At 62.7% G+C, this 16,963-nt stretch carries 13 protein-coding genes; 6 read left to right on the top strand and 7 right to left on the bottom strand.

What is annotated here, in order from left to right; translation table 11 throughout:
• The first annotated feature begins 108 nt into the window (after nucleotides 1–108).
• The 3 genes from der to ACNFIC_RS06675 all read left to right on the top strand — a co-directional run bounded on the left by der (nucleotide 109) and on the right by ACNFIC_RS06675 (nucleotide 3,617).
• Nucleotides 109–1,572: a ribosome biogenesis GTPase Der gene (gene der, locus ACNFIC_RS06685; protein ID WP_138218893.1), complete on the top strand. Its 1,464-nt coding sequence runs from the start codon at nucleotides 109–111 to the stop codon at nucleotides 1,570–1,572.
• Between the two features lie 117 nt (nucleotides 1,573–1,689).
• Complete coding sequence (locus ACNFIC_RS06680; RefSeq protein ID WP_416780452.1) at nucleotides 1,690–2,838, top strand: pyridoxal phosphate-dependent aminotransferase; 1,149 nt, start codon at nucleotides 1,690–1,692, stop codon at nucleotides 2,836–2,838.
• Nucleotides 2,826–3,617, top strand: coding sequence for an amidohydrolase (locus tag ACNFIC_RS06675; protein ID WP_416780450.1), 792 nt, complete (start codon nucleotides 2,826–2,828; stop codon nucleotides 3,615–3,617). Before ACNFIC_RS06680 ends, ACNFIC_RS06675 begins: the two co-directional genes overlap by 13 nt.
• A gap of 381 nt (nucleotides 3,618–3,998) precedes the next feature.
• Here the strand turns inward: ACNFIC_RS06675 and ACNFIC_RS06670 are convergent, their stop codons facing one another.
• Both ACNFIC_RS06670 and ACNFIC_RS06665 read right to left on the bottom strand, forming a co-directional pair.
• Nucleotides 3,999–6,554 carry a PepSY domain-containing protein gene (locus tag ACNFIC_RS06670; RefSeq protein ID WP_416780448.1) on the bottom strand — a complete coding sequence of 852 codons (2,556 nt, stop codon included), beginning with the start codon at nucleotides 6,552–6,554 and terminating at the stop codon, nucleotides 3,999–4,001.
• Between the two features lie 121 nt (nucleotides 6,555–6,675).
• Nucleotides 6,676–8,964 (bottom strand): TonB-dependent receptor, encoded by a 2,289-nt coding sequence (locus ACNFIC_RS06665; protein ID WP_138218889.1) that lies wholly within the window; start codon nucleotides 8,962–8,964, stop codon nucleotides 6,676–6,678.
• Between the two features lie 222 nt (nucleotides 8,965–9,186).
• On the opposite strand from ACNFIC_RS06665, the gene ACNFIC_RS06660 reads away from it, so the two are divergent.
• The 3 genes from ACNFIC_RS06660 (at nucleotide 9,187) to ACNFIC_RS06650 (ending at nucleotide 11,272) form a co-directional block, all read left to right on the top strand.
• Complete coding sequence (locus ACNFIC_RS06660) at nucleotides 9,187–9,867, top strand: Fe2+-dependent dioxygenase (RefSeq protein ID WP_416780446.1); 681 nt, start codon at nucleotides 9,187–9,189, stop codon at nucleotides 9,865–9,867.
• A gap of 3 nt (nucleotides 9,868–9,870) precedes the next feature.
• Entirely contained in the window at nucleotides 9,871–10,620 is a 750-nt protein-coding gene (locus ACNFIC_RS06655) for a tetratricopeptide repeat protein (RefSeq protein ID WP_138218887.1), read from the top strand.
• 97 nt (nucleotides 10,621–10,717) lie between these two features.
• The gene (locus ACNFIC_RS06650) at nucleotides 10,718–11,272 is read left to right on the top strand and encodes a hypothetical protein (protein WP_416780444.1); all 555 of its coding nucleotides are present in this window, start codon (nucleotides 10,718–10,720) and stop codon (nucleotides 11,270–11,272) included.
• Nucleotides 11,273–11,350: 78 nt separating this feature from the next.
• Here ACNFIC_RS06650 and ACNFIC_RS06645 read toward each other — a convergent pair whose 3' ends face one another.
• From ACNFIC_RS06645 to ACNFIC_RS06625, 5 genes are all read right to left on the bottom strand, one after another.
• The gene (locus ACNFIC_RS06645) at nucleotides 11,351–12,514 is read right to left on the bottom strand and encodes a type III PLP-dependent enzyme (protein ID WP_138218885.1); all 1,164 of its coding nucleotides are present in this window, start codon (nucleotides 12,512–12,514) and stop codon (nucleotides 11,351–11,353) included.
• 592 nt (nucleotides 12,515–13,106) lie between these two features.
• The gene (locus ACNFIC_RS06640; protein WP_138218884.1) at nucleotides 13,107–14,264 is read right to left on the bottom strand and encodes a betaine/proline/choline family ABC transporter ATP-binding protein; all 1,158 of its coding nucleotides are present in this window, start codon (nucleotides 14,262–14,264) and stop codon (nucleotides 13,107–13,109) included.
• Entirely contained in the window at nucleotides 14,261–14,914 is a 654-nt protein-coding gene (locus ACNFIC_RS06635) for an ABC transporter permease (protein ID WP_138218883.1), read from the bottom strand. The genes ACNFIC_RS06640 and ACNFIC_RS06635 overlap by 4 nt, the downstream gene beginning before the upstream one ends.
• Complete coding sequence (locus tag ACNFIC_RS06630) at nucleotides 14,911–15,825, bottom strand: glycine betaine ABC transporter substrate-binding protein (RefSeq protein WP_416780441.1); 915 nt, start codon at nucleotides 15,823–15,825, stop codon at nucleotides 14,911–14,913. The genes ACNFIC_RS06635 and ACNFIC_RS06630 overlap by 4 nt, the downstream gene beginning before the upstream one ends.
• A 13-nt stretch (nucleotides 15,826–15,838) precedes the next feature.
• Nucleotides 15,839–16,552, bottom strand: a complete 714-nt coding sequence (locus ACNFIC_RS06625) for an ABC transporter permease (RefSeq protein WP_416780438.1) — start codon at nucleotides 16,550–16,552, stop codon at nucleotides 15,839–15,841.
• Nucleotides 16,553–16,963 lie beyond the last annotated feature (411 nt).

The raw sequence follows: 16,963 nt of genomic DNA, 5'->3' as shown, positions 1-16,963 counted from the left end.
TGGGGCTCTGACCGGCCCCGGGCCGCGGCGCATGATGCGCCGCCCGAATACCGGCCGCTGCCTTGCAGCGGCCTTTGCATTTTCAAGAATTCAAGAGTGGAGAGCCGCATGGTTCCCGTAATCGCCCTGGTGGGCCGGCCGAACGTCGGCAAATCCACCCTGTTCAACCGCCTGACCAAGACCCGCGATGCCATCGTCGGTGACCTGTCGGGCCTGACCCGTGACCGCCAGTATGGCGATGCCAGCTGGCAGGGTCGTTCGTACATCCTCATCGACACCGGCGGTATCACCGGTGACGAAGTGGGCATGGACGAGAAAATGGCCGAGCAGTCGCTCATGGCCATCGAAGAAGCCGACTACGTGCTGTTCCTGGTCGATGCCCGTGCCGGCATGACCGCCGCCGACCAGATGATCGCCGATCACCTGCGCAAGCGGAACAAAGCGGCGATCCTGGTCGCCAACAAGATCGACAACATCGATCCTGATATCGCGCGTGCCGAGTTCTCGCCGCTGGGCATGGGCAACGCCATCCCGGTGGCTGGCTCTCAGGGGCGCGGCATCAACGCGCTGATGGAGTCGCTGCTCGGCCACATTCCGCGCGACCCTGAAGAAGAAGCCCTGGACGAGGAGGTCGCCGAAGGCGAGGAAGCCACGCGCATTCCAGGTCCGAGCGAGAAGGATGGCATCAAGATCGCCATCATCGGTCGCCCCAACGTGGGCAAGTCCACGCTGGTCAACCGCATGCTCGGTGAAGAGCGGGTGGTGGTGTACGACCAGCCGGGCACTACCCGCGACAGTATCTACATCCCGTTCGAGCGCGATGGCGAGAAGTACACCTTCATCGACACAGCCGGTGTGCGCAAGCGCGGCAAGATCCACGAGGAAGTCGAAAAGTTCTCGGTGGTGAAGACGCTGCAGGCGATCAAGGACGCCAACGTGGTGATCTTCGTCATGGATGCCCGCGAAGGCGTGGTCGACCATGACTTGAACCTGCTGGGCTTCGCCCTGGACGCTGGCCGCGCCGTGGTCATCGCCCTGAACAAGTGGGACGGCATGGAGTCGGGCGAGCGTGACTACGTCAAGACCGAGCTGGAGCGCCGGCTGTTCTTCGTCGACTTTGCCGATATCCACTTCATCTCGGCCTTGCACGGCACGGGCGTGGGCCATCTGTACAAGTCGGTACAGGCTGCGTTCAAGTCGGCGGTGACCCGCTGGCCGACCAGCCGCCTGACGCAGATCCTCGAAGACGCCATCAGCGTGCACCAGCCGCCGCTGGTCAACGGGCGTCGGATCAAGCTGCGCTACGCCCACCTCGGGGGGGCCAACCCGCCGCTGATCGTGATCCACGGTAACCAGACCGACAAGATCCCCAACTCCTACTCGCGTTACCTGGAGAACACCTATCGCCGCGTGCTCAAGCTGGTCGGCACGCCGATCCGCATCGAGTACAAGGGCGGTGACAACCCGTTCGAGGGCAAGAAGAACACCCTCACCGATCGTCAGGTCAACAAGAAGCGCCGCTTGATGTCGCACCACAAGAAGGCTGAGAAGAAGCGTCGCGACAAGCGCTGACAGGCGCAACCGGCAAGCTTCAAGCTGCAAGAAGAAGCAAACGGTGATTCACGCCGCTTTTTCTTGCAGCTTGAAGCTTGTAGCTTATAGCTCTCAGTCCCCAGGAAAGAGGGCTCCATGATTCGCAGCAAACTGCCGAACGTCGGCACGACCATCTTCACCACCATGTCGCAACTGGCCGTCCAGACCGGTGCGCTGAATCTCTCCCAAGGCTTTCCCGACTTCAATGGCCCGCAGGCGTTGCTCGATGCCGTCGGCCGCCATGTGAGCGCCGGGCATAACCAGTATGCGCCGATGACCGGCCTGCCGGCACTGCGTCAGCAGGTGGCGGCGAAGGTCGCGCGCCTGTACGGCGTGAACGTCGATGCCGAGCAGGAAGTGACCATCACCCCCGGTGCCACCGAGGCGATCTTCTGCGCAATCCAGGCGGTGATCCACGCCGGAGACGAGGTGATCGTGTTCGACCCAAGCTACGACAGCTACGAGCCTTCGGTGGAGCTGGCAGGGGGGCGTTGCGTGCATGTGCCGCTCAGCGACGAAGGTTTCAGCATCGACTGGCAGCGTTTCAGCGATGCCCTGAGCCCGCGTACGCGCATGGTCATCCTCAACTCGCCGCACAATCCCAGCGGCGCGCTGATCAGCCGTGACGACCTGGACCAGTTGGCGTGCCTGATCGGCGAGCGCGATATCTACCTGGTCAGCGATGAAGTATACGAGCACCTGATCTACGATGGTGTGCGCCATGCCAGCGTGCTGGCCCACGAGCAGTTGTACTCACGCGCCTTTGTCGTCAGTTCGTTCGGCAAGACCTACCACGTCACGGGTTGGAAGACCGGCTATGTAATCGCGCCACCGGCCTTGAGCGCAGAACTGCGCAAGGTGCACCAGTACGTCAACTTCTGTGGCGTCACGCCGCTGCAATGTGCCCTGGCCGACTTCATGGCCGAGCACCCGGAGCATATCGACGAGTTGCCTGGTTTCTACCAGGCCAAGCGCGACCTGTTCTGCGACTTGTTGCAGGATTCGCGCTTCACCTTCACCCGCACGCCTGGTACGTACTTCCAGCTGGTCGACTACCGTCAGATCCGCCCCGACCTGAACGATGTGGAGATGGCCCTGTGGCTGACCCGCGAGCATGGCGTGGCCAGTATTCCCGTGTCGGTGTTCTACCAGCGCCCCATGCCTGAGCAACGTCTGGTGCGCCTGTGCTTTGCCAAACGAGAGGAGACGCTGCGAGAGGCGGCGGAACGACTATGCGCGATCTGAGTGCACTGCCCAACTTGAAAGTCGCTTTGGTCCAGACCACCCTGGCATGGCACGACCGCGAGGCCAACTACGCCCATTTCGAGGAACTGATCGGCCAGGTGGGCGAGGTGGATCTTGTGATCCTGCCGGAGATGTTCACCACCGGCTTCTCGATGGATTCCGAAAGCCTCGCCGAGCCGGAAAATGGCCCGACCTATAAATGGCTGAAGGCCCAGGCCAAGAAAGCCAACGCGGTGATCACCGGTAGCGTGATCATCCAGGCCGCCGATGGCAGCCACCGCAACCGATTGTTGTGGGCTCGGCCCGATGGCGAGTTGTTGCACTACGACAAGCGCCACCTGTTCCGCATGGCCGGAGAGCACAAGCATTACACCCCGGGCGAGCGCCAGGTGCAGTTCGAACTCAAGGGCTGGCGGATTCGTCCGCTGATTTGCTATGACCTGCGCTTCCCGGTGTGGAGCCGTGATGCTCAGGATACCGATCTGCTGTTGTACACCGCCAACTGGCCGGCGGCGCGCCGTTTGCACTGGAACCGCCTGCTACCGGCGCGGGGCATCGAGAACCTGTGCTTCGTGGCGGCGGTGAACCGCGTGGGCACCGATGGCAAGGGCTTTGCCTATTCCGGCGACAGCCAGGTGCTGGATTTCCAGGGCGAGAGCCTGCTCAGCGCAGGGGAGGCCGATGGCGTGTTCACCGTGGAACTGAGGGCGGCGGAACTGGCGGCCTACCGCACGCGCTTCCCTGCCAACCTGGATGCCGATACCTTCGCCCTGCACTGAGGCGTCGCCAGTCCCCTGTAGGAGCGGCCTTGTGTCGCGAACGGGCTGCGTAGCGGCCCCAGGATTTGTGCCGCATGCAAAATCGCCTGGGCTGCTGCGCAGCCCGTTCGCGACACAAGGCCGCTCTCATAGAACTACACATAACTTGTTGATTTATAAGGAATCTGTGGGAGCGGGCTTGCCGGAGTGCCGGACCACCGCGAACACCGGCAAAGCCGGTGCCATCCACCGAGTCGCCTGCTTCGCGGGCAAGTCGGGGCGCCGAACCGCCGCTCCCACAGGGTACGCGGAGCGCTTGCGAAATCAGTTCTCTGCGCGACAGCGCAGCCCAAAGGGCTGGGTGATCTCCTACAGGGACTGCGACCTCAGCTTAGATGGGCATCAGTACACATCCCGCCGATACCGCCCATCCTCGATCAATTGCTGCACACGGGCTTGCCCAAGCACACCCTGCAACGCCGCATCCACCCCGGCAGCCATGCCATGCAGGCTGCCGCATACGTACACGCAAGCGCCATCATCGATCCAGCGCTTGAACTCGGCGGCCTGTTGAAGCAGCACATCCTGCACATACACTTTCTCTGCCTGGTCCCGCGAAAACGCAAGGTCCAGCCGTGCCAGCTCACCCGTAGCCAGCCAGCCTTGCAGCTCGGCGCCACACAGCAGGTCGTGGGCGCGGTTGCGTTCGCCGAACAGCAGCCAGTTGCGTGTCTCGCCGCCAGCGATACGCGCCTTGATCAGGCTGCGCAGTCCGGCCAGGCCAGTGCCGTTGCCGATCAGTACCATCGGTGCCGGAGCTGCCGGCAGGTGGAAAGCACTGTTGCGGCGCAGGCGCAGGCTGACGCTTGCGTCCAGCGGCAGGTATTCGGTGAGCCAGCCGGAGCCCAGGCCCAACTGGCCGTCGGGGTGGCGTTCCTGGCGAACGATCAGCTCCAGCTCTCCATCGCTGGCAATCGAGGCGATGGAGTATTCGCGCGTTGCCAATGGGATCAGCGCGTCGACCAAGGCTTGGGCGTGCAGGCCGATCAGGTGTTCGCGGCTGCTCGGCAACTGGCGGCTGGCCAGCGCCTGGCTCAGGGTTTCGTGCAGGCCGTCCAACTCAACTGGGCTTTGCGGGTCCAGGCCCAGCCCGGCGAGCAGCGCGTCGACGCGCGGTTGGCCGTTGCGCGGCAGGATTTCCACCAAGTCGCCGGCTTCCCAGCTAGACGGTGTTTGCGCTTGCAGGCCGAGCAGGTAGACCGGTGCGCCCTGGCTGCCGGGGTTGAGCAGCGTGCGGCGGGCCAGGCGCCAGTTGCCGAAGCTTGGCGGTTGCCAGGCGGTTACCGCCTGGGCGCCGGTGAGTTGCGCCAGCTCCTGGTGCCACAGCTGCAATGCGCCAGGGTCGGCGTTGTCCACCTCCACCGGGCTGAAGGCGCTGCTGGCGCCACGCTCGCTCAACCAGGCTTGCAACCTGCGGGCAAACCCGCAGAAGTGCGGATACTGGCGGTCGCCCAGGGCGAGCAGGGCGTAGTCCAGGTGCGCCAGCGCCCAGGGTTGGCCGATGACCTTGCGTTCGAAGGCACGGGCGCTATCGGGCGCTTCGCCATCGCCGAAGGTACTGACTACGAACAAGGCGCGGTTGGCTTGGCGCAGCTCGGTTTCGCCCAGCTCGGCCAAAGCGCGCACCTGCACCGGGTAGCCTGCGGCCTGAAGTTGGCCGGCGCTCTGCCAGGCCAGTTGTTCGGCCAAGCCGCTCTGGCTGGCGAAGCCGATCAGCCAGCTATCGCCGCTGTTGCCAGTGGCGCCTACCGCACCACGCGCCGCGCGCACCTGGCGCTTCTTGCGGCGACGGTCGAGGTAGAGCAGCCAGCCGGTGACGAAGAACAACGGCATGCTCAGGCTGGCGAGGGTGACGATGATGCGTCCTGGCAGGCCGAAGTATTCGCCCACGTGCAGGGCATAAACGCTTTGCAGCAGTTGCGCCTTGAAGGATTTTTCGGTGTAGCGGTCGTGGTTTTTCACCGTGCCGGTGGCAGGATCCAGCACCAAGGTATTGAAGGCGCGCGAGTGTGCAGCGTCCTCCAGCAGGTAGAACAGGTTGGCCGGCTGGCCGCCTACCGGTGGCAGTCGCAGGTTGTAGGCCGCGAGGGTCGGCCCTGCGTCATTCTTGAGGCTGCTCCAGATGGCGTCGTAGTCCACCACCAAGGGCGCTGCGTTCTTGTCGAGCTGGGGCGGTCCGTGGCGCCTGCCACGGCCTTCACCGCGTTTTTGCTCACCGGCCGCGGGCTTGTCGGCCAGCCATGCGTTCAGGCCTTGGCGGTACCAGTCGTAGGACCAGAACAGCCCGGTCAGGGCGAACAGCAGGTAGAACAGCAGGCACCAGGTACCGAACACGGCGTGCAGGTCCCAATTGAAGGCGCGGCCTTTCTTGGCCCAGTCCAGGGTTAGCCAGGTACGCCAGTTCAGGGCCTTGCGCGGCCAGCGCAGGTACAGGCCCGACAGGCAGAAGAAGATCAGCATCAGGGTGCAGGCCCCGGTGATCTGCCGGCCGGTTTCACCCATGGCAAGGAAACGGTGCAGGTTGAGCATCAGGTTGAAGAAGCCGGCGCCGGCCACATCACCTTTGAGCGCGCCGGTGTAGGGGTCGGCGTAGCGCAGCGTGCCGCGACGCTCGCCAGGCGGCGGGGTGAAGAATATCCGTGCGGCATTGCCTTGGCGCACATCGACCCAGAGCATCGAAACCTTCTCGCCCTGGGCGGCTTCGACCCGGCGCACCAGCTCTGCCGGTGGCAACACGCCTTGCGGGCGGACTTCGACCTTGAGCGTATCGGTATTGAAGGTACGCAGCAGTTCTTCCTGGAACGAATACAGCGCACCGGTGATGCCCATCACGGCTAGCACGAGGCCGGCCGTGATGCCAAACAACCAGTGCAATTGAAACAGCGTCTTCTTCACCACATCGATCACCTTGTCTTGCCGCTCGAGCGCCAGCGGCGTGCATTATGCCTTCATACGCGAAAACCCCGTCCACTGAATGGGCGGGGCTTTGCCACTTGCCTGAGCGCGGTTGGCCGCTGAATCAGAAGTGCAAGCGGGTGCTCAGTAACGCGGTGCGACCTGCCGCCTGGTTGGCGAAGTGGGTCGCGAACGCCTTGTCGTAGTAGGTCTTGTCGGTCAGGTTCTGCACGTTCAACTGCAAGTCGATGTGCTTGGTCAGCTTGTAGCTGGCCATGGCGTCGTAACGCCAGTAGGACGGCACATACGTCGAGTTGGCGACGCTGCCCCAGACTTTGTCGACGAAGAATGCGCCCCCGCCGAGGGTCAGCTTGTCGGTGACCGCGTAGGTGTTCCACAGGCTGAAGCTGTTCTTCGGCGTGTTGCCCAGCTCGTTGCCGTTGGTCAGTGCTTCGACGAAGATCGGTGCCAAGGCAGTGCCGATGTTCACCTTGCCGCCATCGATCTGTTCGCTGTCCAGGTAGCTGTAGCCAGCGAATACCTGCCACTTGGCGGTGAGCTTGCCCGAGGCTGACAGCTCGACACCGTCTACACGCGTCTGGCCCGCGTTCTCATAGGTATTGAGGTTGGTCAGGACACGGGTGTTTTCCTTTTCAGTGCGGAAGATCGCCGCGCTCAGCGACAAGCGCTGGTTGAACAGGTCCCATTTGGTGCCGATTTCGTAGTTGGTGGTTTCTTCCGGCTGCATGTCGTTCTTGACGGCTCCGGTGGTCACCGGGTTGCCATCGGTGCCTTCGCCCAGCATCGAGCCGGTCGGGGTGGCCGAGGTGGCATACGAGACGTAGATGCTGCCGTTGTCACGCGGTTTCCACACCAGGCCAACCTGGCCGGTGACGAACTCGCTGACGTCCTCGCCCTTGTTCTGGAAGCCGCTGGTGACGGTGGTCACGCCGCTGGCATTGTAGGTGCGGAACTTGGTGGTGAAATGGTCGTAGCGCAGCCCCAGGTTGAGCAGCCATTGCGGATCGAGTTCTAGGGTGTCGAAAGCATAGAGCGCGCGGGTGGTACTGCTGGTGTCGGTGCCCGCGTAATTGCGGCTGATGGTGCCGGTCCAGGCGTCGTCCGGGTTCGGGTCGTCCAACGAGGTACAGCTGCCGCCGTTGCTTGGGCCGGTACAGGTGGTGATCCTGCTGTTCGGGCTGACCAGGTAGCTCTGGCGGGTGGCGTCCTCGTGGCTCAGCTCGATGCCGGTCGAGAAGTTGTTCTTGAAACCGCCCAGGTAGAACTCGCCGAACAGGTCGGTCTGGTTGGTGGTGGTGGCGGTGTTGCCGACACGGCTGTTGGCGCGGCGCCACACGCCGTTGTTGATCACGTTGCCGGCGCTGTCGTCGGGTTGGGTCAGCACGTAGTCCTGCATGCTGTTGCCATGGCGCAGGGTGTTCTTGACGGTCAGGCTGTCGCTCAGGTCGTGTTCGATGCTGAAGGTGCCGATGTCCGTGCGGGTCTTGCGAAAGTCCCGGCTGGTCAGGCCGTAGAAGTTGCTGCTGTCGCCGCCATCGGTGGGCTTGTCGGGGCTGGCAGCGGTATGGGTTCGGCCCACCGAGTAGCCATACGGGATGCCCGAGTCGGGCAGGTCGTCGCTTTCTACGTGGTAAAAATCAAGGTTCACACGCGTTGGCGTGCCCAGGCCGAAAGCCAGCGACGGGGCGATCCCCCAGCGGTCGTAGTTGACCTTGTCGCGGCCGGCGACGTTGCTTTCATGGCTCATCAGGTTCAGACGCCCGGCGGCGCTGTCGCTGAATTGATAGTTGCCATCGAACGTGTAGCGTTGGGTCTGGTCCGAACCCCAGGTGTAGCCAGCGTCCAGCGAGTCTCCCAGGTGGGCTTTCTTGCTCACCAGGTTGATGCTGCCGCCGGCCGAGCCGCGACCACCCATGGCCGAGTTCGGCCCTTTGCTGACCTCGACCGATTCCACCGCGAAGATTTCGCGGGTCTGTGCGCCGGTGTCACGCACACCGTCGATCATGGTGTCGCTCTGCGCGTCGAAGCCGCGAATGAACGGACGGTCGCCTTGCGGGTTGCCACCTTCTCCGGCGCCCATGGTGATGCCGGGCACCGTGCGCAGGGCGTCCTGCAGGGTCAGGGCATTGGTGTCCTTGATCACTTGCTGTGGGATCACGGTGACCGAGCGTGGCGTGTCTACCAGTGGCGCGGTGTATTTGTGCGACGCGGCTTGCTCGACCTTGTAGTCGGTGCTCGCCTGTTCGGCCTGGCCACTGACGCTGGTGGCGTCGAGGGTGATGGTCGCCGGGGCGACCGGATCGGCGGCATACGCGGAAGTGGCGGTGATTGCCATGCCGATGGCAGAGGCGAGCCGGCGTGGTGAGCTGACAGCGTGTGGCACGTGACGCATGGTTGTAGACCTTCCCCAAGGTTCGAAGGCGGCGGATGGTAATGTAAGCGAATGTAAGGAACAATTGAGAAGCGTTACCATTCGTGAGGAATTTACATTCTTTACAAATTTCCCTTACGGTTTTCGTGGGCTCATGCGTCTCTTCGTGACGAAGGGGGCTTGTGGTACGTAAAAGGGAATCAATATCATTGCCACCCCTTTGCCGAGCCAGGTGCCATCGTCATGCTGCTTCACATTCCCGGGCTGTTCGACGCTGACGAAATCCAGCGAATCCGCCAGGCCCTGGAGCAGGCCGACTGGGCCGATGGCAAGGCAACCGCCGGTTATCAGTCGATCAAGGCCAAGCACAATCTGCAATTGCCCGAGGCGCATGCCCTGGCCAAGGAGATCGGCAGTGCGCTGATCGATCGGCTGTGGCGCAACCCGTTGTTCATGTCGGCGGCGTTGCCGCACAAGGTATTTGCGCCGCTGGTCAACTGCTACCGCGAGGGTGGTCATTTCGATTTCCACATCGACAACGCCCTGCGCCAGCCCAAGGGCAGCCCGGATCGGGTGCGCACCGACCTGTCCTCGACCCTGTTCCTCAGCGACCCTGAGAGCTACGACGGCGGCGAGCTGGTGATCCAGGACACCTACGGCGTGCAACAGGTCAAGCTGGCTGCCGGCGACCTGGTGCTGTACCCAGGGACCAGCGTACACAAAGTCAATCCGGTGACCCGTGGTACGCGTTATGCGGCGTTCTTCTGGACCCAAAGCCTGGTGCGCGACGATGGCCAACGTACGCTGCTGTTCGGGATGGACAACGCCATCCGCCAGCTCAGCGTCGATGTACCGGATCATCCGTCGCTGCTGCAACTGACCGGCACCTATCACAACCTGTTGCGCCGCTGGGCGGAGGTTTGAGGTATGTCCTACCCGCTGCGGCGTGAAGAGACCTTGGATATCGCTGGCCTCAAGGCCATGCTCGAGCACAGCCCCGGCCAGGCTGCCCAGGCGATCTTGGCGGCGGCAGGCCAGGGGGTGGTCGAGGCGCAGTTGTTGCTTGGGCAGATCCTGCTCGATGGGCGCGGCATCCAGCAGGACGAGCAGGTTGCCCGGCGCTGGTTCAGCATTGCCGCGACGGCCGGCAGCGCCATGGCCCATAACATGCTGGGGCGTTGCCTTGAGCATGGCTGGGGCGGTGACGTCGATCTGCAACAGGCGGCGATTCACTACGCAATCGCTGCGGATACGGGCCTGGACTGGGGCCTTTACAACCTGGGTAACCTGCTGGCTACCGGGCGTGGCGTACCGGTCAACCAGGCGCAGGCCTTGGTGTGCTACGAGCAGGCTGCGCAACTGGGCCATGCCAAGTCGATGAACTTGTATGGACGCTACCTGGAGCAGGGTATTGCCACCACCGCGAGTCCAGCGCGGGCCGTGCGCTGGTATCGGCGCTCGGCCGAGGGTGGGGACTTTCGCGGTATGTTCAGTCTGGCGTTGGTGCTGGTGGAACGGGGGGAAATCGCCGAGGCTGCGCCCTGGTTCGATAGGGCGCGGGAGGACGGCAACCTCAACTTTCTGCGCAGTGCACTGGCGACGCTGCAAGGCGCGGGGCCGACGTTGATGAGCTTCGCGGCGCGCTACGCCGAGGAGATCGAACGGCGCGGGGAATGACCTGTCCCGCGCCGACGGAGTGTTTCCCAGTTATACCGCCTCGGTGTCTTGGTTAGCGTGGCGGTCGGCCATGTGGGCCGTTACCGGGAGCTGGACCATGAGCGACACGATTTATCTGAAATGGCTGCGCGGCCGTCTGACCTGTGAGCTGGGTGGTGCAGTATGGCCGGTCTGTTTCAACCGCAAGGGCTATCTGGAGGTCATGCGCCAGGCGGTAGAGCCAGAACTGTTCTACATCGGGATGTTGAAGCACCCGGCAATTGGGGGCGAAATCGCATTTGAGTTTCGCACTGCCGATGGCCAGCAGGTCACTGGGGGCGAGCATGCCGGGCTTACCGCTTCGAGGGAGTTGCTGCCAACCCCAGGTCCGGCCCTGCGCATTTTCAGCAAGGGAGAGGTCGGGCCGGACTTCCCCAACCAACACTACGTCAAGTTGCAATCCCTCGATTCGCGTTGGGTCGCAGTGAGCGGCCGGCGCAAGGTGGACCGTGACTGGCAGTGGTTCGCCATCAATCCGACCCGTGAAGTACCCATCAGTATCGCCGAGCGTGAGGCTGGCATTCTGCGTCTGCTTGAGCCGCATTTTGCGGGGGCGACAACCTTCACCCTGGAACTGATCGATAGCGACGAGGATGAAGCCCCCGAGACATGAAGGGGGGGCTTTGGGGTCCTTCGTCGGCAAGTGCAGGATGGCACATATGAAAACGGGGCCTTTCGGCCCCGTCTTGCGTTACAGGTAGTAAGCCTTCAGCGGCGGGAAGCCGTTGAACTCCACTGCGCTGTAGCTGGTGGTGTAGGCGCCGGTGGACAGCCAGTACAGGCGGTCGCCGATGGCCAGGTTCAGCGGCAGGCCATACTTGTAGTGCTCGTACATGATGTCGGCGCTGTCGCAGGTTGGGCCGGCGATGACCACTTCTTCGGCTTCGCCTTTCTTCTCGGTCCAGATCGGGAACTTGATGGACTCGTCCATGGTTTCGATCAGGCCGGAGAACTTGCCCACGTCGGTGTAGATCCAGCGCTCGACGGCGGTGCGCGACTTACGTGCCACCAGCACCACTTCGCTGACCAGGATACCGGCGTTGGCGATCAGCGAACGGCCGGGCTCCAGGATGATTTCCGGCAGGTCGTCGCCGAAGTCTTCCTTCAGGAAGCGAATGATCTCTTCAGCGTAGGTTTCCAGGCTGTTGGTGCGGGTGATGTAGTTGGCCGGGAAGCCGCCACCCATGTTGATCAGCTTCAGCTCGATGCCGTCTTCTTCCTTGAGGCGCTCGAAGATCACCTTCACCTTGGCGATGGCGGCGTCCCACACGCTGATGTCGCGTTGTTGCGAACCTACGTGGAAGGAAATGCCGTACGGCACCAGGCCTAGGTCTCGGGCGAGGATCAGCAGGTCCATGGCCATGTCGGTCTGGCAGCCGAATTTACGCGACAGGGGCCAGTCTGCAGTGGTGGAGCCTTCGGTGAGGATACGTACATAGACTTTCGAGCCCGGCGCAGCCTTGGCAATGTTGCGCAGGTCGGCTTCGGAGTCGGTGGCGTACAGGCGCACACCTTTCTCGTAGAAGTAACGGATGTCCTTGGACTTCTTGATGGTGTTGCCGTAGCTGATGCGGTCGGCGCTGACACCACGGCCCATCACCTTGTCCAGCTCGTAGATCGAGGCGATGTCGAAGCTCGAACCCTTGTCCTTCAGCAGGTCGATGATCTCGACTGCCGGGTTGGCCTTGACCGCGTAGTAGACCTTGGCGAATTCGAACCCTGCGCGCAGGTCGTCATACGCCTGGCTGATCATCTGGGTGTCGATGAGTACGAACGGGGTTTCCTGCTTGTCGGCGAACGCCTTCATTTTCTGGAAGGTGTCACGCGCGAAATAGTCTTCGACCTGGATCGACATGCTCAAGGGCTCCATGGGCAAACTGAAAAGATAAGTGGCTGCAAACTGAACGCCCTCCGTATCCCCACTTTGGTTCGCCTACTTCCCAAGGCATGTCGCCGAAAGCAAAAAGGTCAACCGTGCCTGTGAAGCGGCGGCGGGTGACCTTGCTGTCTCGTCGTCAGTACTTGAGCCGGATGGATCGTTTCCAGCATGGACGTTCGGCGCGCACTTTAGGGCGTGAAGACAGCAAGATCAACAGGTAATCCGGGCGCGTTCGTCGCGGATCGGCCACCAGCATTCTGAATAACCGACTCGTGTGACCGGCAGATGTTCCCAGGCATGTTGCAAGCGTTAAATATTGTGGAATAGAGCGCATTGGCGCCTGTGCGGGCAAGCCCGCTCCCATAGGCATCAGGTGGCACAGCATGGGGGCGTGCGTGCCTCGCTACAGGGCGCAAGTGTTCATATTTATGGCCACGTTTTTCTGGTACTGACGTGCAATGAAGCGTGCATAAATTTTTTGTTACCGACGGGTGGAATCGTCGATTTCCAGCTGCATCGCCAGCGGTTGGCCCCGCCAGGAGCGTCCCTGCTCCCGGACAGGCCCCAATCAGGAGGCCAGTGCCTCGGCGGGCGACACGATGGAGCTCTTGGCTCCGCGCGAGCGCCCTGAACTCAGATAGGCGGCAATCGACTCCTGGGTCACTTCGCCGAGGAACACTTGCTCAGCATCGAGCACCGGCAACCACGCGCGGTTGAACTCGTACATCCGCGACAGCAGGATGCGCAGGTGCTCGTCATGCGCAGCGGTGGCATTGAAGTTGCGCAGGAAGTCCGCGCAACTACCTTGCTGGCGGTGCATGTCGCGCCGGCGCACATACCCCAGTGCCTTGTTCTGCGCATCGGTCACCACCACGTAGCGGCGGTCATGTTCATCCAGCAGTTCCAGTGCATCGCTGACCGGCGTCTCGGGGCTGACCGACGGGGCGTTGTCCGCAGCATCTTCGGCGCGTACCAGCAGCAGGCGTTTCAAGGTGCTGTCCTGGCCGACGAAGTTGCTGACGAAATCATCCACCGGATGGGCCAGCAAGGTGTCTGGATGATCCAGCTGAAGCAGCTTGCCGGCACGGAAGATGGCGATCTTGTCACCCAGCTTGATGGCCTCGTCGATGTCGTGGCTGACCATGATCACGGTCTTGTTCAGTGCCCGCTGCATCTCGAAGAATTCGTGCTGGATCAGCTCGCGGTTGATCGGGTCCACCGCACCGAACGGCTCGTCCATCAGCAGTACCGGCGCTTCGGCCGCCAGCGCACGGATCACGCCGATGCGCTGCTGCTGCCCACCGGACAGCTCGCGTGGGTAGCGTTGCAGGTACTGCTTGGGTTCGAGCTTGATCATGTGCATCAGCTCGCGAGCCCGCTCGCGGCATTTCTGCTTGTCCCAACCCAGCAGGCGCGGGACCACGGTGATGTTCTCCTCGATGGTCATGTTGGGGAACAGGCCGATCTGCTGGATCACGTAGCCGATGTGGCGGCGCAGGGTGACCTCGTCCAGCGCGTTGGTGTCCTCGCCGTTGATGAACACCTGGCCGCTGGTGGGGGCGATCAGGCGATTGATCATCTTCAGCGTGGTGCTCTTGCCGCAGCCGGAGGGGCCGAGGAACACGCAGATCTCGCCTTCGTTGACGGTGAGACTTACCGAGTCGACGGCTTTGACGTCCTTGCCGTTGACGTTGAAGGTCTTGCTGAGGTTCTTCAGTTCGATCATGGGCGCAGTCCTTGTGGAGTCAGGGCACGTTGCAGGGTTTGCAGGATGAGGTCGGCGATGATCGCCAGTAGGCTGACCAGCACAGCGCCGACCAGCAGCATCGACATGTCGCTACGGCTGATGGAGGTGAGGATGAGTACGCCAAGCCCGCCGGCGCCGATGGTCGCGGCGATGGTCATCACGCCGATGTTCATCACCACCGCAGTACGCACGCCGGCGAGGATCACCGGCACCGCGATGGGTAGCTCGACCATGCGCAGGCGCTGGCCGAAGGTCATGCCGATGCCTCGGGCGGCTTCGCGAATGCCGGGTTCGACGCTGGTCAAGGCCAGGTAGGTGTTGCGCAGGATCGGCAACAGTGAATAAAGGAACACCGCGGTGATCGCCGGCAACGGCCCAAGGCCTTGGCCGAACTTGCTGTAGAACGGTAGCAGCAGGCCGAACAGGGCGATCGACGGGATCGTCAGCAGCACCGTGGCGCTGGCTTGCAAGGGGCCAGCCACGGCGGGGAAGCGGGTCATCAGGATGCCCAGCGGCACGCCGACGATGATCGCCAGGCCCACCGCGATACCCACCAGGGCCACGTGCTGCCCGGTCAGTTGCAGGACCTGAGCCCAGTCGAGGTGGGCGAAGGTGTCGAGCATGTTCATGGCTGTACCTCGCGGGTCAGAGGGTGCTCGCGCAGAAAGGCGGCCGCCACGGCGGTCGGGTTCTGGTGCTCGACATCGACCTTGGCGTTGAGCGTGCGCATGGTCTGGTCATCGAGCTGTTCGGCCAGCGGCTTGAGCAGGCCCGCCAGTTGCGGGTTGGCGTCGAGCACAGGCTTGCGTACCACCGGCGCTGCGGTGTAGTCGGGGAAGTAGTGTTTGTCGTCTTCGAGCAGCTTGAGGTTGAACGCGTTCAGGCGCCCGTCGGTGGTGTAGACCAGCCCTGCGAACACCTGATTGTTGCGCATTGCGGTGTAGACCAAGCCGGCATCCATCTGGCGGATGTTCGGGCGGCCGACTTGCAGGTCGTACATCGCCTTGAGGCCGACCAGGCCATCGGGGCGATTGGCAAACTCGGTATCCAGTGCGAGCAGGTGATTGCGCGAACGTTCGTCACGCAGCACCTGATTGAGGTCGCTGATGGTGTTGACCTGTGGATAAGCCTCGGCGACCTGGCGGGGCAGACCCAGGGCATAGGTATTGCTGAACTTCGATGGGGTCAGCCAGACCAGGCCCTTCTTCGCATCCAGTGCCTTGACCTTGGCGTAGGTGGCCTCGGCGCTGGGCATGCGTTCATCGACGTGGTTGTACGAGACCAGCGACACCCCGGTGTACTCCCACATCAGGTCGAGCTGACCGGTTTCCTGGGCTTGGCGCGCGATGTTGCTGCCAAGGCCGCTGGTCACCTGCACCTCGAAGCCGTTGGCGCGCAGGTATTGGGCGGTGATTTCGGCCAACACGGTCTGTTCGGTGAACACCCGTGCGCCGATGCGGATCAGGGGTTTTTCTGCGGCTTGGGCAAACCCTGCGCACAGCAGGGCCGCGCCCAGCAGCAAGGCGATTGTCTTTTTCATGGGTGCCTCTTCTTTATTGGGCCAGGCCACGTTCCAGCCAGCGCTTGCTGGAGAAACTCACCAACGCATCCAGTGCCAGGGCGAGCAATGCCGTACAGGCGGCCCCCAGCAGCAACTGTGGTTGGTTGTTAAGGGCGATGCCGGGGAAAATCAGGCTGCCCAGGCTGTTGGCGCCGATCAGGAACGCCAGGGGCGCGGTGCCCACATTCAGCGCCAGGGCCACTCGCACACCGCCGACGATGATCGGCACGGCATTGGGCAGCTCTACCTGCCACAGTTGCTGGCGTGGGGTCATGCCGATGCCGGTGGCGGCTTCCTTGAGCGAGGCAGGGACGTTTTTCAGGCCCTCATAGGTGTTGCGCACGATCGGCAGCAGGGAGGCGAGGAATAGCGCGAAGATCGCCGGGCCCGCGCCGATGCCCAGGACACTCAGGGCGATGGCCAGGACGGCCAGGGGAGGAATGGTGTTGCCAACGTTGAAGAACTGCATGAAGCGCTCGGCTTTGTCGACCCGGTGCGGTCGACTCAAGGCAATGCCGGCAGGGATGCCCACGGCCAGCGCCGCCGCCATTGAAGCCAGCACCAGTACCAGGTGCGCTTGCAGGTAGAACCCAAGATCGTCGCGATAACGCGCGATTGTGTCGATGCCGATCCAGTGGACCAGCAGGGCCAGGATGACGAGCACGGTGGCCCATCCCAACAGCCCTTTACCGTAGCGTGTTGCCACAGGCGGACTCCTTCTTGTAGTCGGCGCCCGCACCCCCGTGTGGCCGGCCATTCCTGGCGGCGGGTAGTGTGAGCGCGAGTAGCAGCGTGAGGCAGGCTGAACGCCGCGATCACGCCATGAGCCGAACCCCGTCGGGCCCGAAAATGCTGATGAAACCAATCCCCAACCGAAGCGGGTTGCAGGGGAGTGGACGTCTCCGTGGGCGTAAAGGTTCCCATCTGAGGCGGCATTTGGCCAGTGTCAATCACTGGTGCCTGATAAAATTGGCGAGAAAAAACATCGGGTTAATGCTCTGTAGGCGTTGAAATACCTGTCCTGTAGCCTTTTGTCGTGATAAAGCAATTGTTTGCTGCGTCTAGACGTAGCTGTGCCGGCCCTTTCGCGGACACTGCGCAGGGCTGGGCCTGTAGG

This window comes from Pseudomonas sp. NY15463 (genome assembly GCF_048068415.1).
Classification (GTDB): Bacteria; Pseudomonadota; Gammaproteobacteria; order Pseudomonadales; family Pseudomonadaceae; genus Aquipseudomonas; species Aquipseudomonas mosselii_C.
Note: the sequence above shows the minus strand (reverse complement) of the source record. Positions and strands in the feature narration are given on the sequence as shown.